Source organism: Leifsonia sp. 1010 (genome assembly GCF_031455295.1).
In the GTDB taxonomy this organism is placed as follows: Bacteria; Actinomycetota; Actinomycetes; order Actinomycetales; family Microbacteriaceae; genus Leifsonia.
In genome coordinates, this window is the sequence record NZ_JAVDSL010000005.1 from 148,564 (window position 1) to 168,083 (window position 19,520).

General features: G+C 71.9%; 11 protein-coding genes. 4 read left to right on the forward strand and 7 right to left on the reverse strand.

The genetic code is table 11. The features are described from left to right. Window positions 1-6: 6 nt before the first annotated feature. Together J2Y42_RS18060 and J2Y42_RS18065 are read right to left on the reverse strand one after the other, a co-directional pair. Window positions 7-3,273 (reverse strand): ricin-type beta-trefoil lectin domain protein, encoded by a 3,267-nt coding sequence (locus J2Y42_RS18060; protein WP_309861408.1) that lies wholly within the window; start codon window positions 3,271-3,273, stop codon window positions 7-9. Window positions 3,274-3,434: 161 nt separating this feature from the next. Then, window positions 3,435-5,066, reverse strand: a complete 1,632-nt coding sequence (locus tag J2Y42_RS18065; protein ID WP_309861411.1) for an acyl-CoA dehydrogenase family protein — start codon at window positions 5,064-5,066, stop codon at window positions 3,435-3,437. A 43-nt stretch (window positions 5,067-5,109) separates the two neighbouring features. Between J2Y42_RS18065 and J2Y42_RS18070 the strand changes: the two genes are divergently transcribed. Beyond that, window positions 5,110-6,915, forward strand: a complete 1,806-nt coding sequence (locus J2Y42_RS18070) for an ABC-F family ATP-binding cassette domain-containing protein (RefSeq protein ID WP_309861415.1) — start codon at window positions 5,110-5,112, stop codon at window positions 6,913-6,915. A gap of 130 nt (window positions 6,916-7,045) precedes the next feature. Beyond that, window positions 7,046-9,877 (forward strand): AAA family ATPase, encoded by a 2,832-nt coding sequence (locus tag J2Y42_RS18075; RefSeq protein WP_309861418.1) that lies wholly within the window; start codon window positions 7,046-7,048, stop codon window positions 9,875-9,877. Between the two features lie 465 nt (window positions 9,878-10,342). On the opposite strand, the gene J2Y42_RS18080 is transcribed toward J2Y42_RS18075, so the two are convergent. From J2Y42_RS18080 to rsmI, 5 genes are all read right to left on the reverse strand, one after another. Then, window positions 10,343-11,278: a 4-(cytidine 5'-diphospho)-2-C-methyl-D-erythritol kinase gene (locus J2Y42_RS18080; RefSeq protein ID WP_309861421.1), complete on the reverse strand. Its 936-nt coding sequence runs from the start codon at window positions 11,276-11,278 to the stop codon at window positions 10,343-10,345. A 498-nt stretch (window positions 11,279-11,776) separates the two neighbouring features. Continuing rightward, window positions 11,777-12,628, reverse strand: coding sequence for a 16S rRNA (adenine(1518)-N(6)/adenine(1519)-N(6))-dimethyltransferase RsmA (rsmA, locus tag J2Y42_RS18085; RefSeq protein ID WP_309861424.1), 852 nt, complete (start codon window positions 12,626-12,628; stop codon window positions 11,777-11,779). Then, window positions 12,625-13,554, reverse strand: coding sequence for a TatD family hydrolase (locus J2Y42_RS18090; protein ID WP_309861427.1), 930 nt, complete (start codon window positions 13,552-13,554; stop codon window positions 12,625-12,627). Before J2Y42_RS18090 ends, rsmA begins: the two co-directional genes overlap by 4 nt. Continuing rightward, on the reverse strand, window positions 13,551-15,140 hold the full coding sequence (gene metG / locus J2Y42_RS18095) for a methionine--tRNA ligase (protein ID WP_309861431.1): 1,590 nt from the start codon (window positions 15,138-15,140) through the stop codon (window positions 13,551-13,553). Before metG ends, J2Y42_RS18090 begins: the two co-directional genes overlap by 4 nt. A 100-nt stretch (window positions 15,141-15,240) precedes the next feature. Then, window positions 15,241-16,059, reverse strand: a complete 819-nt coding sequence (gene rsmI, locus J2Y42_RS18100; protein ID WP_309861433.1) for a 16S rRNA (cytidine(1402)-2'-O)-methyltransferase — start codon at window positions 16,057-16,059, stop codon at window positions 15,241-15,243. Between the two features lie 57 nt (window positions 16,060-16,116). On the opposite strand from rsmI, the gene J2Y42_RS18105 reads away from it, so the two are divergent. Both J2Y42_RS18105 and J2Y42_RS18110 read left to right on the forward strand, forming a co-directional pair. Next, window positions 16,117-17,730 carry a phospholipid carrier-dependent glycosyltransferase gene (locus J2Y42_RS18105; RefSeq protein WP_309861436.1) on the forward strand — a complete coding sequence of 538 codons (1,614 nt, stop codon included), beginning with the start codon at window positions 16,117-16,119 and terminating at the stop codon, window positions 17,728-17,730. Window positions 17,731-17,775: 45 nt separating this feature from the next. Continuing rightward, a complete protein-coding gene (locus J2Y42_RS18110) occupies window positions 17,776-19,368 on the forward strand; it encodes a S53 family peptidase (protein ID WP_309861439.1) in 1,593 nt (530 codons plus the stop codon). Window positions 19,369-19,520 lie beyond the last annotated feature (152 nt).

Here is a 19,520-nt window from a genome sequence, read left to right on the forward strand (position 1 = left end):
GGCGGTTCAGTAGTACGCCGAGACCGGCGTGTACCAGCCGTATCCGTCCGTCCCGCGGGCGAACAGCTGAGCGGTGTAGCCGTACGCGACCAGGGCCGGCGAGTCGGTGAACGTCCCTCCGGTCGGACCGGGGATGGCCTTCCACCCGGACCAGTCGGCGTTCCACCTGTTGAGGTACGCCTTGCCGTCCGCGCCCTTCACCGCTACCAGGTGGACGTTCGCCGCCGGGTCGTATGCTGCCGCCGGACTGCCGGTCAGCCCGCCCGTGAGGGCGACGCCCTCGACCACCGTCCACTGCGAGCCGTTGGTGCGACTGTAGGTCTGGTAGAGCTTGTCGTCGGCGCCGCGGGCGAACACATCCACCGACGAGCCGAACACCGTGATCGCCGGTTCGCCGACGAGGGGCACGCCGAACAGGATCTTCTGCGACCCCACCCACTGGCCGGCGAGGGTGCGCACCGAGTGCCAGGTGGTTCCGTCGGTGCTGCGGACGACGACATGGGAGTCGCCCCACACGGCATCGAAGGCGACTGCGGGAGGTTCGAGGGCGGTCGGCAGTCCGGGGTCGGTCCAGGGGCCCCAGGTCTTTCCGCTGTCCGTGCTGGTGATCGAGTACACACGCGTGTTGCTGGTCAGCGCCCACAGCTCGATCCGGCCGCGCGATGCGGTCAGTGCCGGTCGGCCGACGATCGTCGTTCCGGCCGGCGGCGAGATGGTGTTCCAGCCGGTCCAGGTCGTCGCCCGGACCTTCCAGGCGATCGCCCCGCTCGTCGTACGCGCGGCCGCCACATAGCGGCTCTGCCCGGGGTCGAACGTGACGGCGGGAGCGCTCGCGATCGTTCCGCCGAGGCCGGGGTTCCAGGCGATCTCGGGGAGGTGGTGGTTGCCGCTCAGGGCGAACTTCTCCCACGGGCCGATCGCCGCCCGGTTCGCGAGGAGCACGCCGTCGCCCCCGGACTCGGCGACGACATACTTGCCCGTCGCCTTCGAGAGCAGCGCCACCCATCCCTCCGTCGACTCGGTGAGCGTGAACTTCTCCCGATCGCCGATGGAGCCGGCGGTCGCCCGCAGTTCCGTCGAGGTGGCGTCGACGGTCACGAAGCGGCCGGCGCTCCGCGAGCGGAACGACACCGACCCGAGGTCGTCGTTGTTGAAGACGAGGTCGAACAGCTCGTCGGCTCCCACTGTGGTCGCCTTCGGCCACAGCACGTTCGACTCGTAGCTGACCACCGTGACCTGCCGGGAGTTCGCGCGTGCCGACAGCGACACCTCCGCGGTCGGTGCGGGGACGGCGGGCACGGCGCCCGGCGGGTTCTCGGGCAGGATGCGCCACTGCTGATTGGTGCGGTCGCCCGACGTCTTGCACGCCCAGCTGACGATGGCGGTCCCCTCGTCGGTCTTGCCCTCCGTCACGTCGAGGCACTGGCCGCTCCAGCGGACGTTGGTGAACGTCGTCGATCCGTTGGTGTTGGTGGACGGCTTCCATCGCTGCGCCAGGTCGTCCTTGCTGCAGGTGCGCACGATGGTGGGCGCCGACTCGGCGGATGCGGTCAGGCACTGGAGCTCCTCGGTCCCGGACGTCGACCGCCAGGAGGTCAGCATCCCGGAGGCCGGATCCGTCGGGGAGGCCGCCCAGGCCCAGTTCTGGTTCTCGCCGTTGACGTCGTTGCCGATCACCCCGTTGCCGGCGGTCGCCGTCAGCACCTTGCCGGTGCCGAGCAGTGTGCGCACGCTGACCCGCGGCTCGCGGCCCAGCGCCCCGACGTCGTTGAAGACCTCGTTCTCGGTGGTCGTGCAGGACCAGAGGATCAAGCGGCTGCCGTTTCCGGTCGCTCCGCCGGCCACGTTGATGCACTTGTTCGAGACAGGGTTGTAGATCGTCCCGTCGCCGCGGTGATGCCAGACCTGGAGGGCGTCGCCCTGGCGGCAGCGCGCCGTCACGATCGTGCTGTTGTCGGAGACTCCGGAGGCTGCGACGCAGAGGGTCAGGTCCGGGCCGTCCACGTCTCCTGGGCCGGTGAGGTCGAACACCGTCATCGACCGGCCCTCGTCGTGGAACCGCACCTTCTGGTTGCTTCCGTTGTTGCAGTCCCAGATCCCCAGTTGCCGGCCGGGCTTCGTGTCGCTGTCGGGCACGTCGATGCAGCGACCGGACTGCTGCCCCACCAGCGGGTACGCCTGCGAACCGGGAACCGCCGGCGACGCGGCCGTCTCGGGGTGGGAGATGATCATGCGGGCGTTCTGCGAGTCGCAGCCGCCCAGGACCGCGTGGATGCCGAGCACACCGAGGCGGGCGAGCAGGCACTGCCCGTCCTTCTGGTTGCGGAGGGTCGTCGTGCCGTCCGCCTGCTCCTGCACCGACCAGAACAGCCCGGCGCGATCGCTCCTCTCGTAGCACTGCTGCTCCGTCGCGACCTCATGACCGTTGTCGGTCGACCATGACGCGAGGCACAGGGCCGACAGCGTGTTCACGATCACTCCCGCCCGTTCGCCGGCCGGCCCGACGCCGGCTCGCTCCTGCGGGACGAACGTCCAGCGTGCCGACGTGTCGGTCGCCCGTCGGTTCATGAACAGCGCACCGCCGGGTTCTCCCCCGCCGTGCAGGGCGAGGCCCGCGTCGATGACGATCGGAGCGTCCGCCGGAAAACCGGGTGTGGCGTTCGGCGCGAGGGAGGCGAGGACGCCCGCGATGTCGTCCGGGTACGGTCCGATGTCCTGACCCGGGCAGCCGATGTGGCTCATCACCGACCGGCAGCGGTCGTTCACGACCGGGTGGTTGAGGCTCAGCAGGTGGCCGAACTCGTGGATCATCACCGCGGCCTTCTCGAGCTGGGTGAGTCCGTCCATCTGTGCCCGGTACGCGTCGATCCGCCCGGTGTCGTAGGTGCCGGTCCCCGCGGTGCCGCACGCCGAAGCGCCCGCGGACGCGTAGGCGTCGCGGCGACCGGTCGCCGGGTAGACCGTGACGTAGGACGTGTTGGCGTGGAAGGTCGCCGGCGGCTCGGCGGACACCTCGAGGGTGATGAGCCCCGGCAGCGCCTCCTCCCAGGCGGCGGCCGCCGCGCGGACGGCCGTCCGGTAGTTCGCGGGGAGTGCCGGGTCGTACGTCACGTGCATCGCCGGACGCACAGGCTGGGTCGGCGAGCAGCGGGAGTTGCTCACCGCATCCACCCACGCGAGGGCGGGGCGATCGGCGGCCAACACACCCGACGTGACGAGCAGGACGACGGCGACGGCCGCAGCGGCCCAGCGCCCGAGAGAATAACGCAACACGCCCTTTACGACGCGCCGCTCATTCCCTCCATGACGCCCTCTCGCATCTATACCTCTCCCGCGCCCCACCCCCCGCCGTCGAGTCCACGATTTCTGCACGCCGCGGCGGCGCGTCGCGGTAAGGAATCGCGTACTCGACGGTGGGGGCGGACGGGATGGGGTCAGGCTCGGGCGGTGAGGGCGGCGAGATCGAGGCCGGAGGGGAGCTCTCCGTAGAGGGCTCCGCGTTCGGGGCCGAGCCGGGCGGCGACGAAGGCGTCCGCGACGGCGGCGGGTGCTGTGCGGATGAGCAGTGACGCCTGCAACGCGACAGCCAGCGCCGCGACGAGCGGGCGCACCGCCGCCTCGGCCGACGCGGGGTCGTCGGAGGCGGACGCCGCGGCGGTCGCCAGGCGCGCCCGCAGGCGGTCATGGTGTCCGTCGAAGGTGCGGTACACGCCGCGCGCGGCGGCGAGCTCGGCGTCGAACGCCTCGGCCGCCGCGGGCTCCCGACGCAGCGCGCGCAGTACATCCAGGGCGATCACGTTGCCGGAGCCCTCCCAGATCGCCATCACCGGCTGCTCCCGATACCGCCGGGCCAGCGGGAACGCCTCGGTGTAGCCGTTCCCGCCGAGGCACTCCAGCGCCTCGTACGCGTGCCCCGGACCGCGTTTGCACACCCAGTACTTCGTGACGGCGGTCGCGAGCCGGCGGAGCGCCACATCCCCCTCCGGCGCATCCGCATCGTGAGCGCGCGCCAAGCGGAGGGACACGGCGGTCGCGGCTTCCGATTCCAGTGCGAGGTCGGCCAGCACCGCCGTCATCGCCGGCTGATCGATCAGCCGGCGCCCGAACGCCGCGCGGTGCCGCACGTGCCAGGCCGCCTCGGCGACCGACTGCCGCATCCCCGCCGCGCTGCCGTAGACGCAGTCGAGACGGGTACGGTTCACCATCTCGAGGATGGTGCGCACGCCCCGGCCCTCCTCCCCCAGCAGGTACCCGACCGTCTCGTCGAACTCGACTTCGGACGACGCGTTGGAGCGGTTGCCGAGCTTGTCCTTCAGCCGTTGGATGAGGAACACGTTGCGCGCGCCGTCCTCCAGCACGCGCGGCACGAGGAAGCAGGAGAGCCCGTTCGCGGTCTGCGCGAGCACGAGGAACGCGTCCGACATGGGCGCGGAGCAGAACCACTTGTGGCCGGTGAGCAGCCACCGTCCGTCCCCGTCGGCGAGCGCGCGGGTCGTGTTGGCCCGCACATCCGATCCGCCCTGCTTCTCGGTCATGGCCATCCCGAACAGCGCGGAGGTCTTGCCCGGGAGCAACCGGCCGTCGTAGTCGCGGCTGAGCAGCCGCGGCATCCACTCGGCGGAGAGGCTGTCGGAGGCGGCGAGCGCGGGGACGACGGCGTGCGTCATCGAGACCGGGCAGGCGTGACCGGGTTCGATCTGCGCGAACTGCAGGAAGGCGGCGGCGCGGGCGACGTTCGCCCCGGGCCGCGGGTCGGCCCAAGCGGAGGTGTGGGCGCCGGCCGCCACCGCCGCGGCGATGACCCGGTGGTATCCGTCGTCGTACTCGACCTCGTCGATCCGGTTCCCCCACCGGTCGAAGGCGTGCAGCTCCGGCTCGTGCCGGTTGGCGAGCTCCGCATCGCGCTGGAACGCCGCCGAGCCGACCAGTCGGCCGATGTCGCCGAGCGAGGGGATGGCCCACGCGGCGTCGTAGCGCTCCACGCCCTCCCGGAGCGGCAGGTTCGCCGCGAACTCGTCCACGTCGACGCGCGGCGGCGCCTGGTTCACGACGGTGTGGGTGACCATGGCGGGAGTCTAGCTCCGCCCGCCGGGTAGGCTGGAGACCCTCATGGCTCACCTTCTCGGCGCGGAATCCCTTCACCTGGAGTACCCGACGCGCACCGTCTTCGACTCCGTCACGCTGGGGCTCTCCGAGGGCGACCGCGTCGGCGTCGTCGGCCGCAACGGCGACGGCAAGTCCACGCTGCTGCAGCTGCTCGCCGGGCGCATCGAGCCGGACTCGGGCCGGGTGACCCGCCGCCGCGGGGTGACGGTCGGGATGCTCGACCAGCGCGACGAACTTCCGTCGCAGCTGACGGTCGGGCATGCCATCGTCGGCGACCGGGAGGAGCACCTCTGGGCGGGCGATCCGCGCGTCCGCGACGTGCTGGCCGGGCTCGTCTCCGACATCCGTTGGGAGGCGACGATCGGGGAGCTCTCCGGCGGCCAGCGCCGCCGCGTCGCCCTGGCCGCGCTGCTGGTACACGACCACGACATCCTCTTCCTCGACGAGCCCACGAACCATCTCGATCTGGAGGGCGTGGCCTGGCTCGCCCAGCATCTGAAGGGCCGCTGGTCGGCGGCGTCCGGCGCGCTCGTCGTCGTGACGCACGACCGCTGGTTCCTCGACGAGGTGTCCACGACGACGTGGGAGGTGCACGACGGCATCGTCGAACCCTTCGAGGGCGGGTACGCCGCCTACGTCCTGCAGCGCGTCGAGCGCGACCGGATGTCCGCGGTCGCCGAGACGAAGCGGCAGAACCTGATGCGCAAAGAGCTGGCGTGGCTGCGTCGTGGTGCTCCGGCGCGCACCTCGAAGCCGAAGTTCCGGATGGATGCGGCCGCGACCCTCATCGCCGACGAGCCGCCGCCCCGCGACACCGTCGAGCTGACGACGCTGGCCACGTCCCGCCTCGGCAAGGACGTGGTCGACCTGATCGACGTCTCGGTCTCGTACCCGCCGAAGACGGTGCTGCGCGACGTCGAGTGGCGCATCGCCCCCGGTGAGCGCACCGGCATCCTCGGCGTCAACGGAGCGGGCAAGTCGACACTGCTCGGGCTGGTCGCCGGAACGGTCAAGCCGGACTCCGGAACCGTGAAGCGCGGCAAGACAGTGCGCATCGCCACCCTCACCCAGCAGCTCGCCGAGCTCGACGACGTGCAGGACGAGCGGGTCTCCGCGGTCGTCGCCGGCAAGCGGACCACCTACCTCGCCGGCGGCAAGGAGGTCACCCCGGGCCAGCTGCTGGAGCGTCTCGGCTTCTCGAACGCGCAGCTCTCGACCCCGGTGAAGGATCTGTCGGGCGGCCAGAAGCGCCGGTTGCAGCTGCTACTCATCCTGCTCGACGAGCCGAACGTGCTCATCCTGGACGAGCCGACCAACGACCTCGACACCGACATGCTGGCGGCGATGGAGGACCTCCTCGACTCGTGGCCGGGGACGCTGCTGGTCGTCTCCCACGACCGGTACCTGCTCGAGCGCGTCACCGACCAGCAGTACGCCGTGCTCGATGGCCGCCTGCGGCACCTTCCGGGCGGTGTGGACGAGTACCTGCGGCTGCGGCGCGCTCAGGGCGCGGTCGGAGGCGCGGGCTCCGATGCCGTCGCGAGCGTCGCATCCACACCGGGGACGCCCGTCACTCCCGCCCTTTCGGGCGCCGCGCTCCGCGCCGCCGCGAAGGAATTGTCGGCGCTCGACCGCCGGCTCGCCAAGGTGGGCGACCAGGTCGCCGCCAAGCACGAGGAGCTGGCGCGGCACGACCAGAGCGACTACCAGGGACTCGGCCGGCTCACGGAGGAACTCCGGACGCTGGAGGGCGAGATCGCCGACCTGGAGACCCGCTGGCTGGAGCTCTCGGAGCAGCTGGAGGGCTGATCCGGCACGCGCGGCATCCCGCGTCCACTCCCCCGGACTGGGGAACGAACTCGGCTTCTCGCTGTGCGATGATCCTGAGGATCGGTCGCGCAACCCGACCCGACGCGGCCGACGGGGACGGGAGCGCCACGTGACTGACCAGGAACGGGCCGACGAGCGGCCCCTGTTCGGACGGGACCGTGCCCGCGAGACGATGCTCCTGGTCGCGCACCGCGCCAAGGAGCGCGGCGGGGCCGTGCTCGTCACCGGCGAGGCCGGCATGGGAAAGACGGCGCTGCTCGCCGATGTCGCCGAACGGCTCGAGGGCTGGACGGTGCTGCGGGTGCACGCCGACTCGTTCGAGTCCGACCTCGCATACGCGACCGTGGAGACCCTCGTCCGCGGCCTCAACGCCCAGCGGACCGGCACGAAACGCGGGACGGATACCGCCATCCGCCCGCCGTCGCCCGGCGACGACCCGCTGACGGTCGGCCGGCTGCTGCTCGACGCCATCGACGCGATCGACGGCCCGGTGTGCCTCATCGTCGACGACGCGCAATGGGTGGACGAGCCGTCCGCGCGTGCTCTCCGCTTCCTGGTGCGTCGGCTGGCGGAGCAGTCGTTCCTGTTCACGGCGGCGGCTCGGTCGCAGCCGAACAGCGTCAGCGCCCTCTTCGACGACCTGGCGTCGACCACCACGAACCACGCCCGCGTCGAGCTCACGCCGCTGGCCGTCGGCGACACGCAGGAGCTCGCCCGTCACATCCTCGGGCACCCCGTCTCCCGCCGTACCGCGACGCGACTGACGGAGGCGACGCAGGGGTCTCCGCTGCTGCTGAGCGTTCTGCTCGGCCAGCTGCGCGACACCTTCGCCCAGGCGCTGCACCCGGCCGGATGGGACCTCCCCGCCACCGCGATCACCCCGCTCGCCACCGCAATCGCCGCCTCGCTGGAGGGCGCCGACCCGTCGGTGCGCGCGGCGGCCGAACTCGTCGCCGTGCTGCGCGACCCGCTGCCGCTGCCGGTGGTCGGAACCATCGCGCAGCGCCTCGGGATCGATGTGGATGTGCACGGTGCGGTCGCCCGCGGACTCGTCCTCGCCGAGACGCGCGACGGCGTGGTCCGCGTCGAGCCGGCGCACGCCATCCTCGCCGACGCCCTCGCCGGCGAGCTGTCGCTGGAGAGGCGCGTCGCCATCCACCGTGTCGCCTCCGAGGTGCTCTCCGGTCATCGGGCACTGCGGCACCGGGTGGAGGCCGCGGACCATGCCGACCCGACCCTCGTCGCCGAACTGCTCTCCGCCGCGCTCACGGTGTCCGATCTCGGGCAGGCGGAGCAGGCGCTCAGCTACGCACGATCGGCCGTCGACCTCGCGGACAGCGGCGACGCGGAGCGCGCGCTGCTCGAGCTGGGTCTCATCGCGATGCGGTTCCGGATGCACGAGCGCATCCTGGACCTCCGGCCCGCCTTCGAGGCGACCCCGGCATCGCCCTGCCGCGACGCGGTCCTGCTGGAACTGCGGACGCTCTCGGGCGATCTCCCGGGCGCGCTCGCGCTGGCGTTGGAATTCGAGCGGCGACCGGCACTCACACCGGACGAGCGGGCACTCCGGTCGCACGTGGCCGAGGCGCTCCCCAAGGTGCTCATGGCGATGGGCGACTTCGCCGGCGTGATCGACCACCTCGACGCAGCGCGCGAGCACATCGCCGCCTCCCCCACGCCGAACGAGGTCGCGGATCCGGCCCTCCGCTGGCTGGCCGCACCGCAGGACGACCTGACGCGTCTGCTCGGCTGGGCGATCAACTCCGCCGCGCACTCCCGCCGGCCAGACCTGTTCGGTCCGCTCACCGTCGAACTCGACGAGCTGCTCGTCGGACACGAGTCGCCGGCCGCGGTGGATGCGCTGGTCAGCCGCTCGCGCGTGTTCATCCTGAGCGGCGACATCGGCCGGGCGCGTGCCGACCTGGCGCGCGCGGCGGACCTGGTGCGTCGCTTCCCATCCAGCTGGACGGCGGGATTCGCACGCACGATGTACGCGCACATCCTGTTCCTGGTGGGCGAATGGGAGGACTCCGTCACGCTGGCCGACACGGCCGTCGCGCTCGCGCTCGACGAGACGGACCTGTCCTGCTGGCCGATCGCCCTGTGGACCTCCGCGCTGGTGCGGGCCGGCCGTGGCGAGGCGGAAGCGGTCGAGGAGCGGCTCCGCGCCGCCGCGCAGGCCGACCCGCGCATCACCGGATCGTACGACGGCGACCTGCCGCACCTCGCGCGTGCGGAACTCGGGCGCGCTCTGGGCCGGCCGCAGGATCAGCTGGCGGCAGCCGAACAGGCGGAGGCTGCCGCCTCCCGCGGCTCCACGCTCGGCTGGCTGACCTACCGGGTCGACGCTCTCGCTGCCCTCGGGCGGCCGGTGGAGGTGCGGGAGGCGTACGAGCGCGCGGCGTCGTCGCCGATGTGGCGACCGTATTACGGATCGCTGCGCTGGTTGGAGGGGCGCGTGCTCGAGGCGGAGGGCCGCGCGGCCGAAGCGCTCGACGCCTACGAAGACGCGGTCGCCGAGCCCGGGGCGGAGCGCTTCCCCTTCCCCCTCGCGGTGGCTGCCCTGGACGCCGGGCGGCTCGCCGCCGCGCAGCCGGGAGCCACGGCCGGAACCCGCGAGCGGGCGCGGGCACAGCTGGACGCTGCGGCCGAGACCTTCCGCCGGCTCGGAGCAGCGGGATACCTCGCCCGCTCCGTACGTCTGCTCGACGAGACGGCGGTCGCGACGTCGGCCGTCGACCCGCTCGCGACGCTCACGACGCGGGAGCGGCAGGTGGCGCACGCACTCGCCGCGGGGATGACGAACAAGGAGATCGCGGAGCGCCTCTACGTGTCCGTGACGACCGTCAACTTCCACGTCCGCAACATCCTCTCGAAGCTCGGGCTGCGCTCGCGCCGCGACCTCCGGACCCTGTCCCGAAGGAGACCCGTCAAGTCTTGACGGTTTCGCGCTGCCGGCACCTTTCCGGGGCCGAGCGCTGGTTAAGGTGGAGAGACCTGGGATGCCCGGCCCGGGACGTGGATACGCTTCACATTCCGACGAATCGTCTCAACCCGACGCGTGTCGTGGCCGGGCATCCTCGGGCAGTCCGCCGTGTCGCGTCGGATCGCCGGGCGCTTGCGTCGGCCCTCCGGGCGCCTGCGTCGGCCCTCCGGGCGCTTGCGTCGGAGATTCGCGGCTGATCGCTCCGAATCTCCATCCGCACCGCGGCCGGTCGGAGATTTGCGGCACTTTCTCCTACGTTGCACCCAAAGGTGCGCGGCGCGGGTTCTCCACAGATTCCGCGATCGGAATATGCCTCGAGACTGCTGCCGGGATGCTGGATCCATGACCCGACATCACCGCACCTGGTGCGCCACACCCGCGAGCACCGCCGTTACCGACCTTCCGGTCGGCGCCACGCAATCAGTCGCCGAGGATCCGTGCTCCATGCACGGGCCCGGTGGCCCGGACGGCCCTCACGCGCGCGGCACTGAGAGCGATCTGCAGATCGATCGCCGAGTCCAGATCGGCCGCCAGGAAGGCGACTGTCGGGCCGGATCCGGACACGATTCCGGCCAGCGCGCCGTTCATCTCGCCCAGCTCGATGACATCGGCGATCTCGGGCACGAGGTGGATGGCCGGAGCCTGCAGGTCGTTCGTCAGCGCCTCGGCGAGCATGGCAGGTTCGCCGGCGCGGAGGGCCTGCAGCACGGCCGAGTCGACCGTCGGGGAGACCTGCGCCGGAGCGATGTCGGCCGCGTGGCGCTCGCGGTGCCGATCCAGCTCGCTGTAGACGCGCGGTGTGCTCAGCTCGCCGTCCGGGAGCGCGAGCACCCAGTGGAACTGGCCCGTCGCCAGGGCGGGACTCAGCCGGTCGCCCCGACCCGTGCCGATGGCGGTGCCGCCGACCAGCGCGAAGGGCACGTCGGCGCCCAGCTTCGCGGCGAGCGTGAGGAGTTCCTCGCGCCCGAGCTCGGTGCCCCAGAGGGCATCGCACGCGACGAGCGTGGCGGCGGCGTCGGCCGAGCCTCCGCCCATCCCGCCGGCGATGGGAACGTGCTTGTCGATCTCCAGGCGCACCCCGCTGGAGTAGCCCGTCCGCTTCGCGAGCAGACGGGCGGCCTTGATCGCCAGATTGGATTCGTCGCGCGGCAGGCCGCTCGTGTCGACGGTGCCGCCGAAACTCACCGAGAAGTCATCGGCGTGATACGCCCGGACATCCTCGTAGAGGGAGACGGCTTGGTAAGCGGTCGCGACGTCGTGGTAGCCGTCCTCCATGACGGCTCCAACACGCATGAACACGTTGATCTTGCCCGGGGCGCGAACATGCACGCCGTCGACGTCCCACGCGTCCACCATGCCTCCAACCTACACACACCGGAACGTCCACGCTGGGCACGGCCTGAGCGTCTGTTCGCGTCGCGGGCGGCGCCGGGCCAGCCCCCGGGCCGCGCCGGACCGCGCCGGACCGCGCCGGACCGCGCCGGGCAGGCTCGGGGTGCGTCAGGTTACGTCGGGCCGCGCCGGGCAGGCCCGGGCTGCGTCAGGTTACGTCGAGCCGCGCCGGGCAGGCCCGGGCTGCGTCAGGTTACGTCGAGCCGCGCCGGGCAGGCCCGGGCTGCGTCAGGTTACGTCGGGCCGCGCCGGGCCGTCGGGCGGCGCAGGTCGGCACCATGGCGGTCACCATGAGGTCGCGACCACCGGCCGCTAAGACCGCGCGTCGGTGGACGGGCGCTGCAGCCGCGGGAGGCCGCCGCGTGGATGCCGCCGCGTGGATGCCGGCGCCGGGAGGCCGCCACGGAGATGCCGCCGCCGGGATGCCACCGCGTGGATGCCGCCGCGTGGATGCCGCCGCCGCTACTCCGCGCCGGCCGCCGCCAGGCGCGCGAAGTCGCTCAGGGCGAGCTGTTCACCGCGCAGGGACGGGGAGATCCCCGCCGCCAGCAGAGCCGCCTCCGCCGACGCGGGGTCGCCGTAGACGGGGGCGAGGGCCTGGCGGAGGGTCTTGCGGCGCTGCTGGAAGGCCGCGTCGACGAGGGCGAAGGTGCGCAGGCGGAGCTGCTCGTCGCCGGGCGGGTCGTCGCGGCGTTCGAACGCGACGAGGACGGAGTCGACATTCGGCACCGGCCAGAAGATCTGGCGGCTGACGGAACCGGCGGTGCGCCAGGTGCCGTACCAGGCGGCTTTCACGCTCGGGGCGCCGTAGACCTTCGAGCCGGGCTGTGCCGCGATCCGGTGACCGACCTCGGCCTGGACCATGACGACACCGGAGCGGAGGGTCGGGAAGTGCTCGAGGAAGTGCAGCAGCACGGGCACGGAGACGTTATACGGGAGGTTCGCGACCAGGCGCACCGGATCGACCGGCAGCTCGGTGATGGCAAGCGCGTCGCGATGCACCACGGTCAGGTGCGGTGCTGCGTCCGGCGCCAGCTGGGCGACCGTCGTGGGCAGCTGCGCGGCGAGACGGCCGTCGATCTCGACGGCCACCACGTCGGCTCCGGCCTCCAGCAGGCCGAGGGTGAGGGATCCGAGGCCCGGCCCGATCTCCACGACGCTGTCGCCGGCCTGCACCTCCGCGACGCGGACGATCCGGCGGACGGTGTTGGCGTCGATCACGAAGTTCTGCCCGAGCTTCTTCGTCGGGGTGACGTCGAGCAGCTCCGCCAGGTCGCGGATCTCCGCGGGGCCGAGCAGCCGCAGCTCGCTCACGCGATGATCCCGATGGGGCGGGTCGGCGGCGGGCCGACGGGCTCGCTGTCCCACCGGCCGTAGACGAGCTCGGTGTTGGAGTTGATCTGTGCCGCGAGGGTCGAGGCGTCCGTTCCCATCACCTCGGCCATCGCCCGAAGGGTGTGCGGGATGAGGTAGGGCGCGTTCGGGCGGCCACGGAACGGCATCGGCGTGAGGAAGGGGGCGTCCGTCTCCACCATGACCAGGTGGCGCGGGGCCGCCTCCAGGGCGGCACGGAGGTTGGGCGCGTTCTTGAAGGTGACGTTGCCCGCGAACGACATGTACCAGCCGTTCTCGGCGCAGATGCGGGCCAGCTCGACATCGCCCGAGAAGCAGTGGAACACCGTCCGCTCGGGGGCTCCTACTCGCTTCAGCGTGGCGACGACGGCCGCGTGCGCGTCGCGGTCGTGGATCTGCAGCGCGATGTCGTTCTGCTTCGCGATCTCGATGTGGGCCTCGAACGAGCGGAACTGCGCATCGCGCCGCGGACCCTCCTCCGTGCGGAAGAAGTCGAGGCCGGTCTCGCCGACGGCGCGGACCCGGGGCCGGCCTGCGAGTTCGGCGATCACGGCGAGGGCGTCATCCAGCTCTCCGCGCTCGTCGTAGTCCGGTGCGTCGTTCGGGTGCAGCGCGACAGCCGCCAGCATCCGCGGCTCGACGGCCGCCGTCTCGGCCGACCAGCGGGACGTCTCGACGTCGTTGCCCACCTGCACGACGCCGCGCACGCCGACGCTCGACGCCCGGTCGAGCTGCTCGCGGTAGTCGAGCGGCTGCTCGCCGTCGGCGATCTCCAGGTGCGTGTGGTTGTCGTAGACGGGAACGGTCAGCGCCTCGGGCAGCGGAGGGTAGCTGAGGTCGCGGCCGTCGGTGACGTGCCGCTGCCGGACGAACGACGGGTCCGTCATACCGCGGCGACCGCCTCCGCGTCGATCCGCGGGAACAGCGCCTCGAGACCGTTGACCTCGGTGCCCGCGGGCAGCTGACCCCAGTCGCCCGCCGTCCGGAGCGGCTGCGCATCGAGGGCGCCCAGCTCGCCGGAGACGCCGAGCGACTCCCACAGCTTGCCGGTCGCCGCCGGGATCACCGGCGACAGCAGCACGGCGAGGGACCGCAGCCCTTCGGCCGCCGTGTACAGCACGGTGCCGAGGCGCTCGCGCTTGGCCTCGTCCTTCGCCAGGGACCACGGCTCCTGCTCGGTGATGTAGCCGTTGAGCTCGTCGACGATCCGCCAGATCGCCGTCAGGGCGTCGTGGATCGCCAGCCGCGAGATCGCCGCGTCGGCGTCGGCAGCCGCGGTGCGAACGACCTCCTGCACGTGCAGGTCGACCTCCTGGTACTCGCCCGCCGGCGGCACGATGCCCTCGAAGTACCGCGTCACCATCGCGATCACGCGCGACGCCAAGTTGCCGAAACCGTTGGCGAGCTCGGCCTGATACCTGGCCGCCAGATCCTCCCAGCTGAACGAGCCGTCCTGCCCGAAGTTGATGGCGCGCATGAAGTAGTAGCGGAACGCGTCGGAGCCGAACGTGTCGGTGATCTGCGTCGGCGCGATGCCCGTCAGCTTGGACTTGGACATCTTCTCGCCGCCCACGAGGAGCCAGCCGTGACCGAACACGCGCTTCGGCACCTCGAGACCCGCCGCCATCAGCATGGCGGGCCAGATGACCGCGTGGAATCGCAGGATGTCTTTGCCGACCAGGTGGTTCGCGGGCCAACGGCGGGCGAACTCCTCGTCGTCCTGTCCGTAGCCGACGGCGGTGATGTAGTTGAGCAGGGCGTCGAACCAGACGTAGACGACGTGCGACTCGTCCCACGGCACCTTGATGCCCCAGTCGAAGCTCGATCGCGAGATGGACAGGTCGCTCAGCCCCTGGCGCACGAAGCTGACGACCTCGTTGCGGGCCGACTCGGGCTGCACGAAGTCCGGGCGCTCCTCGTAGAGCGACAGCAGCCGGTCGGCGAACTGGCTCATCCGGAAGAAGTAGTTCTTCTCCTGCAGCAGTTCCAGCGGCTTCGAGTGGATGGCGCAGACCTTCTGACCCTCGTACTCCCCCGTGCCGTCGACGATCTCGCTCTGCGGCTTGAACTCCTCGCACCCCACGCAGTAGAGGGCCTCGTACTCGCCGGCGTAGATGTAGCCGTCGTCGTAGAGCTTCTGCAGGAACTTCTGGACGTTGACCTCGTGCCGCTCATCGGTGGTGCGGATGAAGTCGTCGTTGGCGATGTCGACGGTGTCGAGGAGGGGCAGCCACTCCTCGGTGACCAGCTTGTCGGCCCACTGCTTCGGCGTCGTGCCGTTGGCGGTCGCCGTGCGCAGGATCTTCTGCCCGTGCTCGTCGGTGCCGGTGAGCAGCCAGGTGTCGTCGCCGGCCTGGCGGTGCCAGCGGGCGAGGACGTCGGCGGCGACCTCCGTGTAGGCATGCCCGATGTGCGGGACATCATTCACGTAGAAGATCGGCGTGGTGATGTAGAAGGAAGAGCCGTCGGACATGGTGACTATCCTACGGGCGCAGGAGCACGCGATCCGGTGTGTTACTCCGCCTGTGGAGAACGGGTTGTGCTGTGGGGAACGAGCGCCGTGGACGGACTCGTCAGCCGCGGCGCTCGAGCGCCGCCTGGTAGAGGTCGCGCTTCCCGAGGCCCATCGCCTCGGCGACCTCGGCCGCCGCATCCTTCAGCCGCGTGCCCGAGCTGACCAGCGCGAGCACCTGCTGCACCGCCGCCTCGGGGTCCGCCGCTCGCGCCGGAGCCCCGGCGACGACGACGACGATCTCCCCGCGCACGCCCTCCGCGGCCCAGGCGGCCAGTTCCGCCGCGGTGCCTCGACGCACCTCCTCGTAGAGCTTCGTCAACTCGCGGCAGACGACGACGCGCCGGTCGTCGCCGAGCGCCGTCGCGATGTCGCCGAGGGAGGCGGCGAGCCGGTTCGGCGACTCGAAGAACACCATGGTCCGCGGCTCGGAGGCGACCGCCCGCAGGGTGGACAGCCGCTCCCCCTGCTTGCGCGGCAGGAAGCCCTCGAAGGTGAAGCGGTCGGTCGGGAGGCCGGAGACGGCGAGCGCGGTCAGCACCGCCGACGGCCCGGGCAGCGCCGTCACGCCCACCCCCGCCGCCGCTGCCGCCTCGACCAGGTGGAATCCGGGGTCGGACACCGTGGGCATCCCGGCGTCGGAGAGCAGCACCACATCCTGATCGCGCGCCAGCTCCACGAGCTCCGCCGCCCGATCCCGCTCGTTGTGGTCGTGCAGGGCGATCAACCGGGGGCGGTTCTCGATGCCGAGCCCCGCCAGCAGCCGCTGGGCGACCCGCGTGTCCTCCGCCGCCACGACCGTCGCCTCGGACAGCACCTCCACCAGCCGCCGGGACGCGTCGCCGAGATTGCCGATCGGGGTCGCGGCGAGGATGATCATGGCTTCTAGTGTGGCAGTCGAAAGGCGACACCGAGCCTCCGCCCCTAGCATGGCTGGGTGACCTCTGCTCCTCCGACCGACCTCCCGGCCGCGCACGTCGCCGCGGTCCCCGTCGGCACGCGCCTCGACGACTGGTGGGCGCGCGTCCTCGGAACACCAGCCCGCCTGCGGCTGTGGATGTGGGGCGCGCCCGTCGCGGTGACCCTGCTCGCCGCCGTGCTGCGACTGTGGAACCTGGGTCAACCGCACGCGCTCGTGTTCGACGAGACCTTCTACGTGAAGGACTCCTGGAGCCTGTGGAACCTCGGCTACGAGGGCAGCTGGCCCGACAAGGCCGACCCGCGATTCGCCGCCGGCCAGACGCAGATCTTCGACGCGGATCCGTCGTTCGTCGCGCATCCACCGCTCGGCAAGTGGCTGATCGGGCTCGGGATGGCGGCCACCGGCCCGGCGAACTCGTTCGGCTGGCGGGTGTCCACCGCGATCGCCGGGACGATCGCCGTGCTGCTCGTCTTCCTCATCGCGCGCACCCTGTTCCGCTCCACGATGCTCGCCACGATCGCCGGCTTCCTGTTCGCGATCGACGGTCACGCCATCGTGATGAGCCGCGTCGCTCTCCTCGACAACTTCGTGATGTTCTTCGCGCTGCTGGCGTTCTGCTGCATCCTGCTCGACCGGCGCTGGGCGGCCGACCGGCTGGCGGCGAAGGTCGCGGCCGCCCGGTCGGCGGGTCGCGATCCTGCGTGGGGGCCCGTGCTGTGGTGGCGTCCGTGGCTGATCGCCGCGGGCATCCTCTGCGGGCTGTGCGCCGGGGTCAAGTGGACCGGGTTCTACTTCCTCGCCTTCTTCGCCGTGTACACCGTGGTTGTGGATGCGGTGGCCCGCCGCCGGGAGAGGCTGCCGTTCTACGCGAGCGGCGCCCTGCTCAAGCAGGCACCGGCGACCTTCGTCCTCATGGTCCCCCTCGCGTTCGTCACGTATGTCGCGACCTGGACGGGCTGGATCCTGTCGAGCAACGGCTACTACCGACACTGGGCCGAAGCCGCGCACGCGCAGTGGACAGGCGCCTTCAGCTGGGTGCCGCTGTGGGTGCAGAACCTCTGGTACTACCAGACGCAGATGTACGACTACAGCATCAACCTGCACACCCCGCACCCCTACCAGTCGAACCCGCTGACGTGGACCCTGATGCTGCGGCCGACCAGCATGTACTACGTCGGGACGACGAAAGGGCAGGCGGGCTGCCAGTGGGACTCCTGCTCGGCGGCGATCACCTCGCTCGGCAACCCGCTCATCTGGTGGGCGGGCACGGCGGCCATCCTGTTCCTGGTGTACTGGCTGATCCGCTACCGCGACTGGCGAATCGGCCTCATCCTGACCGGATTGGCGGCGGGCTACCTGCCGTGGTGGCTCTACATGGGCCGGACGATCTTCACCTTCTACTCGATCGCCTTCGAGCCGTACCTCATCCTCGCGCTCACGGCGGCCGTCGCGATCGTGCTCGGGAAACGCACCGATCCGGAGCCGCGACGGCGCCGCGGCATTCTCTGGACCGGCGTCTTCCTGGCCGCCTGCACCCTGGTGAGCGCGTTCTTCTGGCCGATCTGGACGGGCCAGCAGGTGCCGTTCTGGTTCTGGCAGATCCACATGTGGCTGCCCAGTTGGGTGTAGCTGCGGACCTGTGCGGTGTCGGAGGCCGGTGGTAGACCGAGTGGTATGACCGATGCGGAACAGCCCCTCGACCTCGTCCCCCTTCCCGGAAGCGAACGGCCGGAACGTCCGGGCTTCCGCGCGCACGGCGGCCTCGCGCCCGACTCCCGGGTGGATGCGACGCTCGTCCTGCGCCGCCGCGCCGCACTCCCGCAGAGCGCCTTCGCCGAGCCGTTGAGCCGCGACGAGCTCGCGGAACGCTACGGCGCGTCGCCTGAGGACGTCGAGCTGGTGCGCAGCACGCTCGAAGGCCTGGGGCTGACGGTCGACGAGGTGGATGCGGGCGCGCGTCGCGTCCGCATCTCCGGTCCCGTTCAGACCGTCGCCCGAGTGTTCGGCACCGACCTCGCCGAGTCGAGCGCCGAAGACGCGGGCGAGGGCGCGACCGTCTACCGGCAGCGGACCGGCGGGCTCAGCATCCCGGCCGCGCTCGCCGGCGTGGTGACCGCCGTCCTCGGTCTCGACGACCGGCCCCAGGCGCGGGCGCAGTACCGCTACGTCCCCGCGGCCGCGGTCAACACGAGCTACACACCGCCGCAGCTCGGCACGGTCTACGCGTTCCCCGACGGCACCGACGGGAGCGGGCAGACCATCGCCATCATCGAACTGGGCGGCGGCTACGTGCAGGAGGACCTCGACGTGTACTTCGCCGGTCTCGGCATCCCGACGCCGAGCGTGCGCGCGGTCGGGGTCGACGGCGGCTCGAACGCGCCGGACGGCAACCCGAACGGCGCCGACGGCGAGGTCATGCTCGACATCGAGGTGGCGGGCGCGCTGGCCCCCAAGGCCGAGATCGTCGTCTACTTCGCGCCCAACACCGACGCCGGCTTCCTGGATGCGGTGACCACCGCCGCGCACGCCGACCCCACCCCCGCGGCGATCAGCATCAGCTGGGGTCAGTCGGAGGACGGCTGGACGGCGCAGGCGCGCACGGCATTCGATGAGGCCCTGCAGGACGCCGCCGCCCTCGGCGTGACGACCACCGCGGCTGCGGGCGACGACGGGAGCAGCGACCGGGTCGGCGACGGCCGGCCGCACGTCGATTTCCCGGCCTCCTCGCCGCATGCGCTCGCCTGCGGAGGCACGCGGCTCGAGGCGGACACCTCGACCGGCACCGTGCGCTCGGAGATCGTCTGGAACAACGGCACGGGCGGCGGCGCGACCGGCGGCGGCGTCAGCGCGGTCTTCCCGCTGCCCTCATGGCAGGCGGGCGTCGGGGTGCCGTCGGGTGCGGACGGGACCGACGCCGGCGGCTCGGCCAACGGCCCGGGCGGACGCGGGGTGCCCGACGTGTCGGCGGTCGCCGACCCGCAGACCGGATACCGCATCCGCGTCGACGGTCAGGACACCGTGATCGGCGGCACCAGCGCGGTCTCCCCGCTCTGGGCTGCGCTCGTCGCGCGGCTCGTGCAGTCGACGGGCAAGCCGCTCGGACTCCTCCAGCCCCGGCTCTACGATTCGGTGCCCGCCGGGCAGGTCGCGGACGGCTTCCGCGACATCACGACCGGCGACAACGGCGCCTACCGGGCCACGGCCGGGTGGGATGCGTGCACCGGCCTGGGCGTGCCGGACGGGACGCGGCTGCTGTCGTCGCTCTGACCGGCAGCAGCACGGACGCGCGGCCGGGGGGGGGGGGGGGGCGGGGGGGGGGGGGGGGGGGGCGGGGGGGGGGGGGGCCGCGGGCGGGGGGGGGGGGCCCCCCCGCCGCGCCCCGGGGGGGGGGCGCGGAGGGCCCCCCCGAGGCCGGCGCC